Raw genomic sequence first — 16,582 nt, forward strand, 5'->3', positions numbered from 1 at the left:
CGCGCTCACGCGGACGGGCGCGCGGCGGCGCTGGCCGGCGGGGCGGCCGCATCGATCCGCCGGAACACGACGGACGACAGCAGCGTCACCACGCCCATGCACGTGAACGACAGCATGAACCCGTGCGCCATCGAGCCCTGATAGGCGGCGAACAGGTTGACGAGGCCGCCGCCGATCGATACGCCGAGCCCCATCGCCAGCATCTGCATCATCGTGAACAGGCTGTTGCCGCTGCCGGCGTCGGCGTGCGAAAGCCCCTTCAACGTCACGCCGTTCATCGCCGCGAACTGCATCGAGTTCGCCGCGCCGAACACGATCAGCAGCGCGCCTTCCAGGAGCGGCGCGGGCCGCGCCGACACCAGCGCGAACCCCGCGATCGCGCATCCGACGATCCCCGTATTCACGACCAGGAACGCTGCGTAGCCGAAACGCTTCACGAGCGGTGCGATCCAGCGTTTCGCGATGACGCCCGCGATCGCGGCCGGCAGCATCATCAGCCCCGACTGCAGCGGCGTGTAGCCGAGCTGCACCTGCATCAGCAGCGGCAGCATGAACGGCACCGAGCTCGTGCCGATCCGGCACAGCAGATTCCCAAGCAGCCCCGAACCGAAGTTCGGCTCGCGGAACAGCCCGAGCCGGAACAGCGGCTGCGCCCGCCGCCGTGCGTGCGGCAGGTAGGCGAGCGCGCTCGCCAGGCCGAGCACGGCGAGCCCGGCCGCCCACGCTGCGCGATGCGCGGGCATCGGCGGGTCGATCGCGAGCGACAGCGCGATCATCGCGGCCGACAGCAGCGCACAGCCGACGAAGTCGAACGGCGGCGGCTGTTGCGCCTGGTCGTGCGGCAGGTAGCGCTGCACGGCGAGGAGGCCGACCACGCCGACCGGCACGTTGACGATGAACACCCAGTGCCACGAAATCGCCTGCGTCAGCCAGCCGCCGAGCGTCGGCCCGACGATCGGCCCGAGCTGGCCGGCGATCGACACGAACGCGATCGCCGCGACGTACTGTTCGCCCGGCACGCGGCGCAGCACGGCGAGTCGCCCGATCGGCAGCAGCATCGACCCGCCGATGCCCTGCAGCGCGCGCGCGGCGACGAGCTGGCCGAGCGTATGCGACGCCGCGCAGCCGATCGATGCCAGCACGAACACGAGAATCGCGAGCGAGAACACGCGGCGCGTGCCGAACCGGTCGGCCAGCCAGCCGGACGCCGGCGTGAGCATCGCCATCGTCAGCGTATAGACGACCACGACGGGCTGCATCGCGAGCGGCGACGCGTGCAGGCTTTGTGCGATCGAAGGCAGGGCGGTGTTGACGATCGTCGTGTCGAGCGACTGCATGAAGAACGCAGCGGCGACGATCCAGAGCAGTGCGGAGTGTGTGGGTTCCCGGGACATGGCGAAATCGGTGGTGCAAAGGCCGGTGCGGGTGGCGCCTCGACGCGGTTGCGCGGCGCCTGCCGGTCTTCAAGCGCACGATGGTACCGATTCCGATGGTCATCGGGAAGCTACCTGAAGGCGTTGACTGTCATCGGTAATGCCGATGACAATGCGCGATGCTCAATCCCGTCTGGCTCAACACGTTCGCGACCGTCACGAATTGCCGCAGCTTCACCGAAGCGGGCCGGCAGCTCGGGCTCAACCAGTCGAGCGTCAGCGAACACATCCGTCGTCTCGAAGAGAGCGTCGGCCGGCGGCTGTTCGTGCGCGACACGCATTCGATCGCGATGACGGCCGACGGCGAGGCGCTGCTCGTGCATGCGAACGTGATCCTGCAGGCGCTGAACCGCGCGGAATCGCAGTTCCGCAAGCCGAGGCTGCGGGGGCGGGTGCGGCTCGGCGCGCCGGACGACCTCGCGCTCGTCGCGTTGCCGGATGTGCTCGCCGGGTTTCGCGCCGCGCACCCGGACGTCGCGCTGGAGATCACCACCGGCATGACGAGCCGGCTCTATGAAGGGCTGGACGCGGGCGCGCTCGACCTGATGATCGGCAAGCGGCGGCTCGGCGAGCGGCGCGGCACGCCGCTGCTGCGCACGCGGCTCGAATGGGTCGCGCGGCCCGGCACCGTCGTCGATCCGGAGCGGCCGCTGCCGCTCGTGCTGGTCGCCGAGCCGAGCGTGACGCGCGCGATCGTCCTGAACGCGCTGGCGGAGAAGGGCATCGGCTGGGAAGTCGTGTGCTCCAGCAGCAGCCAGCCGGGCTGCATCGCGGCCGCCCGTGCGGGGCTCGGCCTGACCGCGACGTCGCATTATTTGTCGACGCGTGGGCTCGCGCCGCTGGTCAACGGCGACGCGCTGCCCGTGCTGCCCGACATCGAATTCATCGCGCTGGCCGCGAAGCGGCTCAGCCAGCCGGCGCGCACGCTGCTCGAGTTACTCGAAGCGAGCGACCTGAGCACGCCGGGCGCGGACGCGTAACGGGCCTGCCACGCGCGCGGCGCCCGCGCCGCATGCCGTCATGCGGCCCGTTTCTGCGAAATCACGAACAGCGCGCCGTTCTTGTCCTCCAGCACCGCACGGTATTCGTGCGGCCCGGCCTGCACGGGCACGCGCACCGACGCACCGGCCTTCACGACCCGCGCCATCGCCGCATACAGGTCGTCCTCCTCGTCGACGCGCAGCGTGAGCGCCGCGCGCTCGACGATTTGCTCGTCGCCCGCGACCAGCGCGATCGTCAGCGGGCCGCCGTCGAGCGCGCAATAGCGGTCACCGTCGCGGAACGTCACGTTCAGGCCGAGCCCGTCGACGAACAGCGGCAGCGCCGTGTCGATGTCGTCGACCGGATACAGCAGCATCGATACCTTCATCCCGGTTCTCCCTTGTCTTGATGTGGGCGGCGTGCAACGTGCCGCCTTTCGATGCTAGCGCGCCGCCTGCGCGCTCACGCAGTCCGATCGGATGACCGTGAAACCCCTCTGTCCCCGCACGCATGCCGTTACTCCAAACAGACGATGTCCGCACCGGCCCGCGCGCCGACACTCCCATTCGTGGACCGTCGCGCTTCGTCCGTATCGTGCGGGCGGGCTGCACGACCCCGACTCGTCCAACCTACATGGAGACGCACGCAATGAAGTTTTCCCTCATCTACGAAGCCCAGACCACCGACGCATCGCGCGAGGGCGACCACCGGGTGTTCAAGGAAACGGTCGAACAGGCGCTGCTGGCCGAGCAGGTCGGCTTCGACACGATCTGGTGTGTGGAGCACACGTCGCTCACAAACTATGCGCACATGAGCGCGCCGGAAACCTTCCTTGCCTACCTGGCCGGCCGCACGACGCGCATCGGGCTCGGCCACGGCGTCGTGTGCCTGCCGCCCGCGATGAACCACCCGATCAAGGTCGCGGAGCGTGTGGCACTGCTCGACATCCTGTCCGGCGGCCGTGTGCACTTCGGCGTCGGCAAGGGCGGCAGCCAGCAGGAAGCCGGCGCGTTCGGCTACGACCTCAACGAGCTGCAGCCGATGATCGACGAATCGATGTACCTCGTGCCGAAGATGTTCGTGCAGGACGAGATCGAGCACGACGGCAAGTACATCAAGATTCCGAAGCGCCCGATCCACCCGAAGCCGTTCCAGGATCCGCACCCGCCGATGTACCTCGCGTGTACAAACACCGACGCGCTGCTGCGCGCCGGCCAGCGCGGGATGGGCGCGCTGGTGCTCGGTTTCGGCGGCCCCGACGAAGTCGCGAAGAAGAACGCCGTGTATCGCGAAGCGTGGGCGAACCGCAAGCCGGAAGACCAGGTCGGCTTCCGCGCGACCCAGCATCTCGCGGCACTGTGCCCGACGGTCGTGATGGCCGACGGCCAGGCCGCACGCAAGATCGGCATCCGCGGCCAGCGCTACTTCATGGAATCGCTCGCGTACTGGTACACGGGCGGCGAGCGTCCGGACCCGGCGAAGTGGGGCGACGACCTCGTGCAGGCCGACACCGGCGAGATGGTGATCCGCTCGCGCTTCGCATCGGAGGAAGTCGTCGTGAACTTCGCCGACCCGGCGCTCGCGATGATGAACCCGAACCATGCGTACGGCACGGTGGACGACTGCATCGGCTATGTCGGCCGCCTGCAGGAAGCCGGCGTCGACGAAGTGCTGTTCCTGTGCCAGATGGGCACGGTACCGCACGACGCGCAGATGGAGACGATCCGCAACATCGGCGAGCACGTGATCCCGTTCTTCAACAAGGAGCAGGTGTGCGCCTGCGCGTGATGCCCCGGGCCGCGCGCGTCGTCCCGTCCGGTCGGACGATGCGGCGCGGCCGCGCGAAGCCGACCATCGGTGGCGGCGAGCATCGCCCGCGGCCAGACCGCACCGAACAACTTTGAACGAGAGCGGGGCACGCGCCGCGGCGCATCACCCGCTTCACAGGAGACATTCGTGCATCGCGACAACGATTCGAACGCACTGGCCGCCACGCTGATCGCCCGGGCCGAGGCGCTGGCGCCGACGCTGGCCGGCCGCGCCGCGCAGGCGGAAGCGCAGGGCCGCATCCCGGCCGAGACGATCGCCGACATGCAGGCCGCCGGCTTCTTCAAGGTGCTGCAGCCGAAGCGCCATGGCGGCTACGAGCTCGATCCGCAAGTCTTCTTCGACATCCAGATGGCGCTCGCGCGCGGCTGCATGTCGACCGCGTGGGTGTACGGCGTCGTCGGCGTGCACAACTGGCAGCTCGCACTGTTCGACGAGCGCGCGCAGCAGGATGTGTGGGGCAACGACCCGGCGACGCTGATCGCGTCGACCTACATGCCGGTCGGCCGCGTGGCGCCGGTCGACGGCGGCTTCCGCCTGTCGGGCCACTGGAAGTTCTCGAGCGGCAGCGAACTGTGCGAATGGGTGTTCCTCGGCGCGCTGGTGCCGCCGGCCGAAGCCGGCCAGCCACCCGAATACCGCACCTTCCTGCTGCCGAAATCCGACTACCGGATCCGGCAGGACTGGGACGTGCTCGGCCTGCGCGCGACGGGCAGCCACGACATCGTCGTCGACGATGCATTCGTGCCCGCGTACCGCACGCACAAGGCGATCGACGGAATGATGGGCACGAGCCCGGGCCTCGCCGTCAACGACGCGCCGTTGTTCAAGCTGCCGTTCGCGCAGATCTTCGTGCGTGCGGTGTGCACGTCGTGCATCGGCGCGCTGCAGGGCGCACTCGACGATTTCACCGGCTATGCGGCGACGCGCGTGTCGGCCAACAGCGGCGCGAAGACGACCGACGATCCGGGCGCGCAGACCGCGTGCGCGAACGCGGCGGTCGCGATCGACGAGATGCAGGTGCTGCTCAAGCGCAATTTCGCGGAACTGATGGCGTCGGTCACCGGTGGCCACGCCGTGTCGATCGAGCGCCGCGTGCATTTCCGCTACCAGTCCGCGCAGGTCGCGGAGCGCTGCGCGCAGGCCGCGAACGCGCTGCTGCGCTACGCGGGCGGCAACGGCATCTATCACCGCAATCCGCTGGTGCGCCGCTTCCTCGACCTGCACGCGGCCCGCGCGCACTACGCGAACAACGTGGACCGCTTCGGCCAGAACCTCGGCGCCGTGATGCTCGGCCGCGAGAACACCGACTTCTTCATCTGACGGAGACGCGATGAACGACCCGCAAGCACCGCAATACGTGTTCGACGTGGTGGTCGTCGGTTCGGGCGCGGGCGCGCTGCTCGCCGCGTGCCGCGCGGCCGACCGCGGCCTGTCCGTCGTCGTGATCGAGAAGACGGCGCTGTACGGCGGCACGTCGGCCGTCTCGGGCGGCGGCATCTGGGTGCCGTGCAATCACCATATCGCCGAGCTCGGCGCGACCGATTCGCGCGAGGCCGCGCGCGGTTATATCGCAGCCTGCGTGGCCGGCGAATCGACGCGCGAGAAAATCGACACGTATCTCGACCGCGCGCCGGAGATGCTGCGCTACCTGGAATCGAAGACGCCGGTGCGTTACCAGTCGCTGCCGAAGTACGCGGACTATTTCCAGAAGGTGCCGGGCGCGATGCCGGGCTACCGCGCGCTCGATCCGCTGCCGTTCGACGGCGGCCTGCTCGGCGCCGAATTCGACCGGCTGCGGCCGGCGTCGCCCGGCACGCTGATCGGCGGGCGCGTGGCGGTGACGTCGAAGGAGGCGCACACGCTGTTCTCGCGCGGCCCCGGCTTCATGAAGCTTGCGATCGCGCAGTTCGGCCGCTACTGGCTCGATGTCGGGATGCGCCGCCGCACGCGGCGCGACCGGCGCCTGACGCTCGGCAATGCGCTGATCGGCGGGCTGCGCCGTGCGCTGCTCGATCGCAACGTACCCGTGTGGCTCGATACGCCGATGCGCGACCTGCTCGATGCGGACGGCCGCGTGACGGGTGTGCGCGCGCAGCGCTTCGGGCAGCCCGTGACGATCGCCGCGCGGCGCGGCGTGATCCTCGGCGCGGGCGGTTTCGAGCGCAACCAGCCGATGCGCGAGCGCTACCTGCCGCAGCCGACGCAGGCGCAGTGGAGCGCGACGCCGCCGGCCAATACCGGCGACGCGATCGCCGAAGGCCACCGGCTCGGCGGGGCGCTGGCGCTGATGGCGCACGTGTGGGGCGCGCCGACGGTCGGTGTCGCGGGCGAGGAGAAGCAGCGCGCGCTGTTCGTCGAACGCAACCTGCCGGGCTGCGTGATCGTGAACGGTCTCGGCAAGCGCTTCGTCAACGAAGCCGCGCCGTATTCCGAATTCGTGCCGGCGATGTATCGCGACCATGCGCGCACCGGCGCGAGCGTGCCCGCCTGGATGGTGTTCGACGCGCGGTTTCGCCGCAAGTATCCGTGCGGCCCGATCATGCCGGCGTCGATGATGCCCGATTCCCGGATTCCGGCCGCGTTCCGCGACGTGATCGTGAAGGCCGACACGATCGACGCGCTGGCCGCGCGCATCGGCGTCGATGCAGCCGGCCTGCACGACACGCTGCGCGACATGGCGCGCTACGCGGCCACCGGGATCGACGAGGCATTCGGCAAGGGCGACAACCTGTTCGACACGTACTACGGCGATCCGCGGAACAAGCCGAACCCGTGCCTCGGGCCGGTCGACCAGGCGCCGTTCTACGCGGTGCGGATCGATGCGGGCGACATCGGCACGAAGGGCGGGCTCGTCACCGACGTGCACGCCCGCGTGCTGCGCGCCGACGGCGAGCCGATCGACGGCCTCTATGCGATCGGCAACACCAGCGCATCGATGATGGGCGCGAGCTACCCCGGCGCGGGCTCGACGCTGGGCCCGGCGATGACCTTCGGGTATCTCGCCGCCGACCACCTGGCTGCTCGCGCAGCCGACGCCGGCGGCCGGCCCGCCCGGCCATCCACGACAGAACTTGACGGAGTCCGACCATGAGCGACCTCACCCCCCATCCGCTGCGCACCGACATGCTGCTCGCGATGCGCCGCCTCGCGCGCTCCGTCACGGTCATCAGCAGTGCGCACGACGGCCGGCGCTACTCGATGTCCGCGACGGCGGTCGATTCGCTGTCGACCGATCCGCCTTCGCTGCTGATCTGCATCAACCGCAGCGCGTCGCTGTATCCGCCGCTCGACGCGGGCGCCGGGTTCTGCGTGAACGTGTTGTCGGCGGCCCACGAAGGCATCGCGATCGACTGCAGCGGCCGCCTGAAGGGCGAGGCGCGCTTCACGACCGGCGACTGGCACACGTCGCCGCACGGCGTGCCGTATCTGCGCGACGCGCAGGCGAGCCTCGTGTGCGAACAGGACGGCCGCTTCGAATACGGCACGCACACGGTGTTCATCGGGCGTATCCGCGAGGTGCTGATGAGCGGCGACGTCGATCCGCTCGTCTATCTCGACGGCGCCTACACGACGCCCGGCGCGCCGGTGGCCCGTGCGGCCGCGTGACGTGAGGAGCCGGTCATGAGCGATTCGCGCTTCCATCGGCTGACCGTTGCCGAAGTGATTGCCGAAAGCGACGACGCGTGCTCGTTCGTGTTCGACGTGCCGGCCGCGTTGCGCGACGCGTTCGCATACCGGCCCGGTCAGTTCCTGACGCTGAACGTGCCGTGCACGGACGCGACCGTCGCGCGCTGCTATTCGCTGTCGAGCGCGCCCGGCATCGACGCCGCGCCGAAGATCACCGTCAAGCGGGTGCGCGACGGCCGTGCGTCGAACTGGCTGTGCGAGCGCGTGAGGGCGGGCGACGCGCTCGACGTGCTGCCGCCGGCCGGCGTGTTTACGCCGCGCACGCTCGACGGCGACCTGCTGCTGTTCGCGGGCGGCAGCGGCATCACGCCCGTGCTGTCGATCCTGAAATCGGCGCTCGTGCACGGACGCGGGATGCTGACGCTGATCTATGCGAACCGCGACGAACGCTCGGTGATTTTCCGCGACGAACTGCGGCAGCTCGCGCAGCGCCATCCGGGCCGCGTGCGCGCGATCCACTGGCTCGACAGCGTGCAGGGCATCCCGCAGCAGCGCCATCTCGAGGAACTCGCGCGGCCGTTCAGCCGGCAGGAGACGTTCATCTGCGGGCCCGCGCGGTTCATGGAGAACGCGCTGGCCGCGATGCTCGGCCTCGGGTTGCTGCGGGCCCGCGTGCACGTCGAGCGTTTCGCGTCGCTGCCCGATGCGCCGGCGCAGGCTGCCGAGACGGCTGCGTCGAGCGCAGCGGCGGCCGCTGCGTCGCGCGACGTCGCGGCGATCGAGACGGTGCTCGACGGCGACGCGTTCGCGTTCGACAGCGCCCCCGGCGAAACGCTGCTCGACGCGATGCTGCGCGCGGGCGTACCGGCGCCCAATTCCTGCCGGATGGGGCAATGCGGCGCGTGCATGTGCCGGATCGAGCGCGGCGAGGTCGCGCTCGACGGCAACCACGCGCTCGACGATGACGAGGTCGCGGCCGGCTGGACGCTCGCCTGCTGCGCACGGCCCGCGAGCGACGCACTGCGCGTGGTGTTTCCCGACTGAGCCGTGGCGCGCCGGCGGCGCGCACGGTCATCCTGATCGATGACGATGGACAACGAAATCCTGACCACGCCCGCGCTGATCGCACGGGCAGCCATGCAACACGGCGCGCATCCGGCGATCGAATCGGAGCATGGCCGGCTGACCTACGCGGAGCTCGACGCGGCGCGCCTCGACGCGGCCCGCGCGCTGCTCGCGAGCGGCACCGCGGCCGGCGACCGCGTCGCGGTGTGGGCGCCGAACCTGCCGCAATGGATCGTCGCGGCGCTGGCGATCCACACCGTCGGCGCGATCCTCGTGCCGGTCAATACGCGAATGAAGGGGATGGAGGTGGGCGGCATCCTGCACGACGGGGGCGCACGGCTGCTGTTCTGCTGCGGCGCCTTCCTCGGCGAATCCTATCCGGCCATGCTCGCGCCGCACCGGCCCGCGACGCTCGAGCGCGTCGTCGTGTTCGACGGCGAACCGCCGCCCGGTGCGCGCGACGAGACCTGGAACGCGTTCCTCGCGCGCGGCGCCGAGGTGCCGCTGGCCGCGGTGCGCGAACGCGAGGCGCAGGTGACGCCCGACACCGTGATGGACCTGATGTTCACGTCCGGCACGACCGGCCGCCCGAAGGGCGTGATGACCGCGCACGGCCAGAACCTGCGCGCCGCGCAGGCGTGGGCGGCGATCGCCGGCGTGCGCCACGACGACCGCTACCTGGTCGTCAATCCGTTCTTCCACACGTTCGGCTACAAGGCCGGCTGGCTCGCCGCGCTGTCGAGCGGCGCGACCGTGCTGCCGCATCTCGTGTTCCAGCCGGACGACGTGCTGCGGCGCGTTGCCGACGATCGCGTATCGGTGCTGCCCGGCCCGCCGACGCTGTACTACGCGCTGCTCGACACCCCCGACCGCGCGACGCGCGACCTGTCGTCGCTGCGGATCGCGGTGACGGGCGCGGCGGCGATCGCGCCGAGCCTGATCGAACGGATGCGCGCGGAGCTCGGCTTCGAGACGGTGCTGACCGGCTACGGGCTGACCGAATCGTGCGGCTTCGCGACGCTGTGCCGTCAGGGCGACGATGCCCAGACGGTTGCCTGTACGTCCGGCCGGCCGATGCCGGATGTCGAGCTGCGCATCGCGGGGCCGGACGGCGCGCCGCTCGGGCCGGACGAGACCGGCGAGATCTGGGTGCGCGGCTACAACGTGATGCGCGGCTACTTCAACCAGCCGGACGCGACGCGCGAGACCGTCGATGCCGATGGCTGGCTGCATACGGGCGATCTCGGCTGTGTCGATGCGAGCGGCAACCTGAAGATTACCGACCGTATCAAGGACATGTTCATCGTCGGCGGCTTCAACTGCTATCCGGCCGAGATCGAGCGGCTGCTCGCCGCACATCCGGCGATTGCGCAGGTTGCGCTGGTCGGCGTACCCGATACGCGGCTCGGGGAAGTCGGCCACGCGTATGTCGTGCTGCGGCCGGGCGCGCATGCGGACGCCGACGAACTGAACGACTGGGCGCGCCGCAACATGGCGAACTACAAGGTGCCGCGGCATTTCACGTTCGTCGGGCAGCTGCCGACGAGTGCCGCGGGGAAAGTGCTGAAGTACCGCCTGCGGGCGGGGAGCGAGGCGGCGGCCTGAGCGGCGCCGCGACACACGGACGGGATGAACGACAACGGGTTTGCGCAGGGCGCGGTGCTGGTGTTCGGCGGCAGCGGCGGGATCGGGCAGGGTGTCGCGCTCGAGTTTGCGTGCGCCGGCGTGCCGGTCGCGATGGGCTACCGCAGCAAGGCCGACGTGGCCGAGCGCGTCGCGCGCGACATTCGCGGCGAAGGCGTCGCGGCCACCACGCACTTTCGCCCGTCGGGGGGCGGATCGTTCGTGACGCTCGGGTCGGCCGGGCACCTGCGCTGGCCGGAGCGCGACGGTTGTCGGTCGCGCCGAAGGCGGCGAACGAGGCGCTGGTCAAGGGGCTGGCACGCGAGGAGGGGCGTTACGACATTCGCGCGAATTCGATCCTGGTCGGCGTGATCGAGGCCGGGATGTTTCCGGTGCGGCTCGAACAGGGCCAATTCGACCAGGCGTGGATCGACGAGGCGCAGAAGATGCTCGCGCTCGAGCGCTGGGGGAAGGCGCCCGATGTCGGGCGGGCGGCGGTGTTTCTGGCGTCGGACCGGGCCAATTACATTACCGGGCAGCAGTTGAATGTGTCGGGCGGGTATGGGGTGTAGCGGGGCCAGGAAGCCTGCCCGGACGAGCAGGCTTCAGCGTCGCTTGAGCCGAGTCAGTTGTCTTGAACGTTGACATCCCCGGTTTGGGCGATCTTCGTCAGAACGCGCTTCTGGTACGCGTACCACGATGTCAGACACGCCTTGTCGCGACAATTCTTCTCGCGAAAATTCCATTGTTTGCGTGTTCGTTCAACAAAGGCAGCCTTGTCGACGACAGCATCTTTCGCTTGTTGGTATGTCGCGGCAAGATCGCGGTCTGAAGCCGCAAGATCCGAATCGTGGCAGATCAGAAATTCCGGAATGGACTTGGCTTTGGCACAGTCGAAGCTGGTTTGTTGCAGCGGGGAGGCTGCAGCGTCGCTTGCGGATTGATTTGCCACCGGCTGAGCAACTGGCAAATTCGATTGTGTCGAGAGTGCCGTGGTCGCTGACGGTTGAGATTGGCTCAACGTCGCCGTGTGTTGACCATAGGGTGTCAATTGCCCCGACATCGCGTCTTCGATCATCGCGCCGATCAGGGAATTAGGTACAACCCGTATGGTTTCGGTTTTTAGAACCGAATCGCCGGCCATGGTTTGCGACTTGGCGAAATTGCACGGGGCCGAACAAGTAATGCGATTCGAAATATTCGGATTGTCTTCATCGACCAGGAGCAGAATATAGCTGCCGTCCCTAATGCCAACGTAGCGCATCATGACAAGCGCCTTCGTCGCTTTTCCTGCTCTCACGTCATCTTCACTCAGCGCAGGCTCGTAACCATACGTGCCATCCTGGCTCATTGCGTAGTTGTGGGAGGGAGGCGGGGGTGCAGGCGCCACCACTTGAGGCGGTTGCGGTGGGGCGGAAGTATCGCTTGGCGTGGCGGGACTCGTCGCTGACGACTGAGTGTTGTTGTCGGATTGTTTCGAGTTGCAACCCGCAACAGTGGCTGCAACCAACACAAGAATTGCGATGTGTTTCACAGTTCCCCCGCTAGTCGATTGGTCTTGTAAATTGCCGATGGTTGGCGCGGATGTTCGAGGTGCAATGCCTCGTCTGCAATTTTCCGGTGGCCGGATTGATTTATAAATCGGCTTCGTCCTGGTCGATGGATTGTACCAAGCTGATTCGTTCGGATGGTGATCTAGAAAGCCAATAAGTTGGAGCGTCGTGGTCGCATTCAAATGAAAAGCACGCGCCGGCATCCGTGTTCACCCTGAATCACCGCGCGCAATTGCGTATCGGCGTCGCGCTCGACCGGCGCGAGGTCACATCCCTGCAACGCATTCTTCAATGCATTGCGCCGCATGCGCCCAACGTTCACGACGACTCCCGCGCGCTGACGGCTATCCCGCCTCGTTCGGCACGCGTTGGGGTATCGACGCACGACACGTCGGATCGCGTCGCCCGGCATCGTCTGCCGAATAAGGATGCGTTCCTGAAACATTTCCTCCGATTACAGCCTGCGTGAACGTCCGTGTTTTGCGGTCACGCTTTTCCCGCTTCGGTTTGCGCCGCATGGCACGCGCTTTGCGGTTGACCCGGTGCCGCTGGCGCAAACGAATGTCGCAACAACGATGAACGCATCTGCGGCATGCAACGACATCGATAGAAACGGGGAATCGGATCGGGCCGCGGGCGCCGTGTGTTGCGGCACATGCTGTATCGGCCATGCGCACGGGGCAACGCGTTCCCGATCCGTCGAACAGCAAGCGTGCTTGCAAGGTGTCGTGTCGGGGTTCGCATCACGCAGCGCGGCGCAGGCCGCATGCGTTGGCGAGGCGCGCCCGGCACAAGTCGGGGGAGGCGCCCGTGAAAATGACGGTGAACCAATGGGCAGCGGTGGCGGTGATGTGCGCCGCGAGCGCGCACGCGCAGGAGATCTACCTGCAGGGTGGCACGCAGGGCGTCGGCATCGGCGCGGCCGTGAGCTTCAATTCGATGCTGGGTGCGCATGCGGACTTCAATGCGATCGATCTTTCGCATGACTTCACGGTGGCCGGCAATCGCTATCAGGATGACCTGAAACTGCGCCAGGGCGGCCTGTACGCGGACATCTTTCCGTGGCGCGGCAGCGGCTTCCGGGCGACGCTCGGCCTGCGTTTCAACGACGACGAACTGCGCGGCGTATCGGTGCCGACCAATGGGACTTACGTGTTCGGCGGCAAGCGCTATCCGGCGATGCCGGGGATGTACGCGGTGGCGGAAGCGCGCTATCCGGCCGTGATGCCGTATGTCGGGATCGGCTACGGGCATCGGCCGGCGTCGAAGGGGCTCGGATTCGTCGCCGACCTCGGCGTGGCGTACGGGATACCGAAATGTTCGTACACGCTGTCGCCGGAACTCGCGGCCGCGGCCGGGCCGGCGAAGAGCCAGATCCTCGTCGCGAGCGGGCTCGACGAACTGCGGCAGGTGATGTCGCGCTATCGGTGGTACCCGGTGTTGCAGATCGGGATTTCGTATCGGTTCTGAGTGGTCGGGTTGCCGTTGTGCGTGCGGGCCGGGGGAGTGCCGATATTTGCCTATCAGGGTTTGACATCGGTTGCCTGCGATCCCGAATGCGTCGACGGATGGGGGCTGCGTTGCGCGATCGACCCGGCAGCGGTGAATGACGCCACCCTGCGCGAGTCCACGCGTGCCGCCTGTCTGCGAATAGCCGTTCGGCCGTCTTTTACGTCGTTCCGATCTGGCTTACCTTGCGGACAGCAGTTCGACGTGTCGGGCGAACGGCGGAAGTCGGGTGGATTCATGCTGGCTGCTGCCGTTGGCCGACGCCAACCCCGTCTTCCATCCATTCATGACGATGCTTGCAATTCACCGTCATGACGCTATCATTGATAGCAACCTGGATGGAGGGACCTATGGCAAATCTTCTGGTGCGTAACGTGGATGACAGTATCGTTCAGAGCCTGCGCGAGCAGGCTGCGGCAAATGGCAGGAGTGCCGAGGCCGAACATCGAGCCATTCTGGCCGATGCGCTCGGCCGGCCGAAGCGAAGGACATTTGCGCAAGTGCTGATGAGCATGCCCGATGTTGGCGAAGACGCGGATTTCCAACGTGTTCAGGATTCCGGCGAGGTCAGGCGTGTTTTTGATTGATACGAACGTCATCAGCGAAATCAGAAAGGGAAAGCGCGCGAACAGCGGGGTGCGCGCGTTCTTCCGTGAAGCCGGAAACGACGGCAGCAGTCTCTACCTGTCCGTCGTGACGGTTTCCGAACTACGCCGCGGTGTCGAGATGATCCGCCGCCGCGGCGATACGCGGCAGGCGTCGATACTCGATGCCTGGCTGGCCGCGCTCATGTCCGACTATGCGCCCAACATCCTGCCGATCGACATCGATGTCGGCCAGTTGTGGGGCCACCTGCGTGTTCCGCATCCGGAGCACGCGCTGGACAAGCTGATTGCCGCAACGGCGCTGATCAACGACCTGACGGTCGTCACCCGCAACGTCGGCGATTTCGCGAAGACGGGGGTCCGGCTGGTGAATCCGTTCGACTAGCGTCGCGCGTTCGATCGAAGCGCGGGTTGGCCCAGGGCACCGCAGAGGGTGCGTCGCGTGAAGCGTCGGCCGGCGGTGCCGAATCGGCACGACGAGCGCAATGCCACGCGCGACGCGTTACGTCAGGCTGCCCTCAACACGCTGCCGGCGTGCTGCCGCATACGGTATTCACGAGCGTCACGATGTTGCTGCTCGTGAACGGCGACGCGCCTTGCTGCTTCACCGCGGAGTTCGTATAACCCCAGCTCGTCACGCCGACCACGGTATTGTGCGAGGCTGCGTTGCCGAAGGCCGTGCCGTTGAGTGTCGGCGGCATGCCAAGATTGACGAGCCACGGGCCGCCGCTCGAACCCCCGGTCATCAGCGATCCGATGATCGTGTTGTTCGAGTTGCTGGCGGACACGAAACCTTGCGATTCGTTTCGCTCCATGTAGACGCCGCTATCCAAGGCCACCGGGTAGCCGAGCTGGTCGATCAGCGCGAGCCCTGACGGCGTGTAGCTATAGCCGTTCCATCCATAGCCATACCATCCGGCGCGATTGCCCGCATACGATCCGGCTTGCGGCGACAGCACGATCACGGCCATGTCGTCCTGGCAGATGACGCCGGCGGCAGCGCATGGATCGGTGCCGTCGTAATAGGACGTCATGACGGTGGCGGATGCCCCGTTCCACGTACCGTAGGGTGCGGTTCCGTTACTGTAGGCCGGAACGAATACCCAGTTCGAGTAGAACTGCCGCTGGCCGAAATTCGCGACGCAGTGCGCGGCCGTGACGACCACGCCCGGTTTGATCAGGGAGGCAGAGCACAGGTAGGTCGCGGAGCCGATGTTGAAGAACAGCTTGCCGGCTGCACGGAACGGATAGTAATACTGCGTATTGTCGCCGTTCGCATTCACCTGGCTAGTGGTATATGGCTGATTCGACGATCCGTATTCCTGCGGTTGGACCCCGGACTGACTCAAATCGACTGGCGCGACCAGTTGCACCGGCCTTTGCACGCCGTCTCCGGCGCCGCCTGGCGCATGGCCCGGCACGCCCAGCACTGGCCTGGCGTTGTACATCAGTGAATCCAGCATGGCAGGCGGCGCAACGAGCGGCCTTGGCATCGGCATCGGCAGCGCGTGCTTGAAATCGATTGCGGCAATTTGCAGACCGCGCTCGGGTAACGTGATTTGCGTCACGCTTCCCTGTGTTCTGATCTGCTGGGCCAGCGCGCTGGTTGCGATCAACGAACCGAACGCAGCAACAGCGATTTTATTGATCAATTTGCTCATTTGAATCTCCTTTCGAACTTGCGAGTCGTTCCCTGAGATTCGAAATATCGGTCGAACATTGAGGTGCCCCTCAGATTGCATGAAAATTATGCCGGGCGAATTAAATGCATTGCGAGGACGTTGCGTGGAAAATGCTTCCAATGAACGCTCTTTGTTGTTGCCGAACACCCTGGCGGGTGGAGTGGATGGGGTCTTGTTTTGATTGGCCGTTCAATGACTTCCGTCGATCGAAATGCAAATCGTGCGCCAATTTAATTGCTTGGGGCCATATTCGGTGAGATCGTTCGGATTCGGAAAAATGCGGTCTATGTAATTCCAGTCTTGCCCGGTTTAAATGGATGGCATATCAAATCTACACCGTAAAAATCACTCGACCGTTATAATGTTATTTAATTTGAGTTATTATTTTTTGTAATTTGAATGAAAATAGATTGATTTCAGGGGGGGCGATTGCCGAATGGGTAAAGTATTTTGCGAATAAATGCGGAGTAATTAATCAAATTAAAACTTTCATTGTTTCAAATACGCACCGCAAGATTCAATCGAGGGAATCGGTTCGAAAACCGCACGCGAATTCACCGGAACGGTGGCGAGAAGCCGATGTGTCCGGACCGGACAGCCGCTTTTTTTGCCTTCGTCGGTTGCGTGTCCAGCCGATGCCCGCATGCCGGCACACGAACCTGCCGAACCCCCGG

Annotated in this window: 16 protein-coding genes; 12 read left to right on the forward strand and 4 right to left on the reverse strand. The window is 66.5% G+C overall.

The annotated features are described in order from the left end of the window. Positions 1–5 precede the first annotated feature (5 nt). Complete coding sequence (locus ACPTTC_RS24825; RefSeq protein WP_423394325.1) at positions 6–1,394, reverse strand: DHA2 family efflux MFS transporter permease subunit; 1,389 nt, start codon at positions 1,392–1,394, stop codon at positions 6–8. Between the two features lie 158 nt (positions 1,395–1,552). Between ACPTTC_RS24825 and ACPTTC_RS24830 the strand changes: the two genes are divergently transcribed. Further along, entirely contained in the window at positions 1,553–2,413 is an 861-nt protein-coding gene (locus ACPTTC_RS24830; RefSeq protein ID WP_423394326.1) for a LysR family transcriptional regulator, read from the forward strand. A gap of 38 nt (positions 2,414–2,451) precedes the next feature. Here ACPTTC_RS24830 and ACPTTC_RS24835 read toward each other — a convergent pair whose 3' ends face one another. After that, a complete protein-coding gene (locus ACPTTC_RS24835) occupies positions 2,452–2,802 on the reverse strand; it encodes a VOC family protein (RefSeq protein ID WP_226197610.1) in 351 nt (116 codons plus the stop codon). 260 nt (positions 2,803–3,062) lie between these two features. Here ACPTTC_RS24835 and ACPTTC_RS24840 point away from each other — a divergent pair, with 260 nt between their 5' ends. The 7 genes from ACPTTC_RS24840 to ACPTTC_RS24870 all read left to right on the forward strand — a co-directional run bounded on the left by ACPTTC_RS24840 (position 3,063) and on the right by ACPTTC_RS24870 (position 11,131). Then, positions 3,063–4,202 carry an LLM class flavin-dependent oxidoreductase gene (locus ACPTTC_RS24840; RefSeq protein ID WP_423394327.1) on the forward strand — a complete coding sequence of 380 codons (1,140 nt, stop codon included), beginning with the start codon at positions 3,063–3,065 and terminating at the stop codon, positions 4,200–4,202. Between the two features lie 168 nt (positions 4,203–4,370). Beyond that, on the forward strand, positions 4,371–5,564 hold the full coding sequence (locus tag ACPTTC_RS24845) for an acyl-CoA dehydrogenase family protein (protein ID WP_423394328.1): 1,194 nt from the start codon (positions 4,371–4,373) through the stop codon (positions 5,562–5,564). 10 nt (positions 5,565–5,574) lie between these two features. Next, a complete protein-coding gene (locus ACPTTC_RS24850) occupies positions 5,575–7,335 on the forward strand; it encodes an FAD-dependent oxidoreductase (protein WP_423394329.1) in 1,761 nt (586 codons plus the stop codon). Then, positions 7,332–7,850: a flavin reductase family protein gene (locus ACPTTC_RS24855; RefSeq protein WP_175966240.1), complete on the forward strand. Its 519-nt coding sequence runs from the start codon at positions 7,332–7,334 to the stop codon at positions 7,848–7,850. The genes ACPTTC_RS24850 and ACPTTC_RS24855 overlap by 4 nt, the downstream gene beginning before the upstream one ends. 15 nt (positions 7,851–7,865) lie before the next feature. After that, positions 7,866–8,915: a 2Fe-2S iron-sulfur cluster-binding protein gene (locus tag ACPTTC_RS24860; RefSeq protein WP_423394330.1), complete on the forward strand. Its 1,050-nt coding sequence runs from the start codon at positions 7,866–7,868 to the stop codon at positions 8,913–8,915. A 39-nt stretch (positions 8,916–8,954) separates the two neighbouring features. Then, positions 8,955–10,541: a FadD3 family acyl-CoA ligase gene (locus ACPTTC_RS24865; protein ID WP_423394331.1), complete on the forward strand. Its 1,587-nt coding sequence runs from the start codon at positions 8,955–8,957 to the stop codon at positions 10,539–10,541. Positions 10,542–10,828: 287 nt separating this feature from the next. Further along, the gene (locus ACPTTC_RS24870; RefSeq protein ID WP_423394332.1) at positions 10,829–11,131 is read left to right on the forward strand and encodes an SDR family NAD(P)-dependent oxidoreductase; all 303 of its coding nucleotides are present in this window, start codon (positions 10,829–10,831) and stop codon (positions 11,129–11,131) included. Between the two features lie 53 nt (positions 11,132–11,184). On the opposite strand, the gene ACPTTC_RS24875 is transcribed toward ACPTTC_RS24870, so the two are convergent. Beyond that, on the reverse strand, positions 11,185–11,910 hold the full coding sequence (locus tag ACPTTC_RS24875; protein WP_423394333.1) for a lysozyme inhibitor LprI family protein: 726 nt from the start codon (positions 11,908–11,910) through the stop codon (positions 11,185–11,187). Between the two features lie 407 nt (positions 11,911–12,317). Between ACPTTC_RS24875 and ACPTTC_RS24880 the strand changes: the two genes are divergently transcribed. From ACPTTC_RS24880 to ACPTTC_RS24895, 4 genes are all read left to right on the forward strand, one after another. Continuing rightward, positions 12,318–12,581, forward strand: a complete 264-nt coding sequence (locus ACPTTC_RS24880; RefSeq protein ID WP_423394334.1) for a hypothetical protein — start codon at positions 12,318–12,320, stop codon at positions 12,579–12,581. A gap of 347 nt (positions 12,582–12,928) precedes the next feature. Next, the gene (locus ACPTTC_RS24885) at positions 12,929–13,582 is read left to right on the forward strand and encodes a hypothetical protein (protein WP_226197601.1); all 654 of its coding nucleotides are present in this window, start codon (positions 12,929–12,931) and stop codon (positions 13,580–13,582) included. Positions 13,583–13,971: 389 nt separating this feature from the next. Further along, positions 13,972–14,208 carry a FitA-like ribbon-helix-helix domain-containing protein gene (locus ACPTTC_RS24890; RefSeq protein ID WP_014899176.1) on the forward strand — a complete coding sequence of 79 codons (237 nt, stop codon included), beginning with the start codon at positions 13,972–13,974 and terminating at the stop codon, positions 14,206–14,208. Beyond that, positions 14,141–14,611 (forward strand): type II toxin-antitoxin system VapC family toxin, encoded by a 471-nt coding sequence (locus ACPTTC_RS24895; protein ID WP_423394335.1) that lies wholly within the window; start codon positions 14,141–14,143, stop codon positions 14,609–14,611. Before ACPTTC_RS24890 ends, ACPTTC_RS24895 begins: the two co-directional genes overlap by 68 nt. Positions 14,612–14,744: 133 nt before the next feature. On the opposite strand, the gene ACPTTC_RS24900 is transcribed toward ACPTTC_RS24895, so the two are convergent. After that, on the reverse strand, positions 14,745–15,968 hold the full coding sequence (locus tag ACPTTC_RS24900; RefSeq protein WP_423395711.1) for a trypsin-like serine peptidase: 1,224 nt from the start codon (positions 15,966–15,968) through the stop codon (positions 14,745–14,747). Between the last annotated feature and the right edge of the window lie 614 nt (positions 15,969–16,582).

The sequence above is a fragment of the Burkholderia mycopellens genome, assembly GCF_964265025.1.
Lineage (GTDB): Bacteria > Pseudomonadota > Gammaproteobacteria > Burkholderiales > Burkholderiaceae > Burkholderia.

What these genes read in the sequence shown, in the direction of transcription:
- ACPTTC_RS24855 (WP_175966240.1), top strand. Translation starts at nt 7,332, where the DNA reads ATGAGCGACCTCACCCCCCATCCGCTGCGCACCGACATGCTGCTCGCG.
- ACPTTC_RS24835 (WP_226197610.1), bottom strand. Translation starts at nt 2,802, where the DNA reads ATGAAGGTATCGATGCTGCTGTATCCGGTCGACGACATCGACACGGCG.
- ACPTTC_RS24900 (WP_423395711.1), bottom strand. Translation starts at nt 15,968, where the DNA reads ATGCAATCTGAGGGGCACCTCAATGTTCGACCGATATTTCGAATCTCA.
- ACPTTC_RS24830 (WP_423394326.1), top strand. Translation starts at nt 1,553, where the DNA reads ATGCTCAATCCCGTCTGGCTCAACACGTTCGCGACCGTCACGAATTGC.
- ACPTTC_RS24895 (WP_423394335.1), top strand. Translation starts at nt 14,141, where the DNA reads ATGTTGGCGAAGACGCGGATTTCCAACGTGTTCAGGATTCCGGCGAGG.
- ACPTTC_RS24885 (WP_226197601.1), top strand. Translation starts at nt 12,929, where the DNA reads ATGACGGTGAACCAATGGGCAGCGGTGGCGGTGATGTGCGCCGCGAGC.
- ACPTTC_RS24825 (WP_423394325.1), bottom strand. Translation starts at nt 1,394, where the DNA reads ATGTCCCGGGAACCCACACACTCCGCACTGCTCTGGATCGTCGCCGCT.
- ACPTTC_RS24875 (WP_423394333.1), bottom strand. Translation starts at nt 11,910, where the DNA reads ATGAGCCAGGATGGCACGTATGGTTACGAGCCTGCGCTGAGTGAAGAT.
- ACPTTC_RS24865 (WP_423394331.1), top strand. Translation starts at nt 8,955, where the DNA reads ATGACGATGGACAACGAAATCCTGACCACGCCCGCGCTGATCGCACGG.
- ACPTTC_RS24860 (WP_423394330.1), top strand. Translation starts at nt 7,866, where the DNA reads ATGAGCGATTCGCGCTTCCATCGGCTGACCGTTGCCGAAGTGATTGCC.
- ACPTTC_RS24840 (WP_423394327.1), top strand. Translation starts at nt 3,063, where the DNA reads ATGAAGTTTTCCCTCATCTACGAAGCCCAGACCACCGACGCATCGCGC.
- ACPTTC_RS24850 (WP_423394329.1), top strand. Translation starts at nt 5,575, where the DNA reads ATGAACGACCCGCAAGCACCGCAATACGTGTTCGACGTGGTGGTCGTC.
- ACPTTC_RS24890 (WP_014899176.1), top strand. Translation starts at nt 13,972, where the DNA reads ATGGCAAATCTTCTGGTGCGTAACGTGGATGACAGTATCGTTCAGAGC.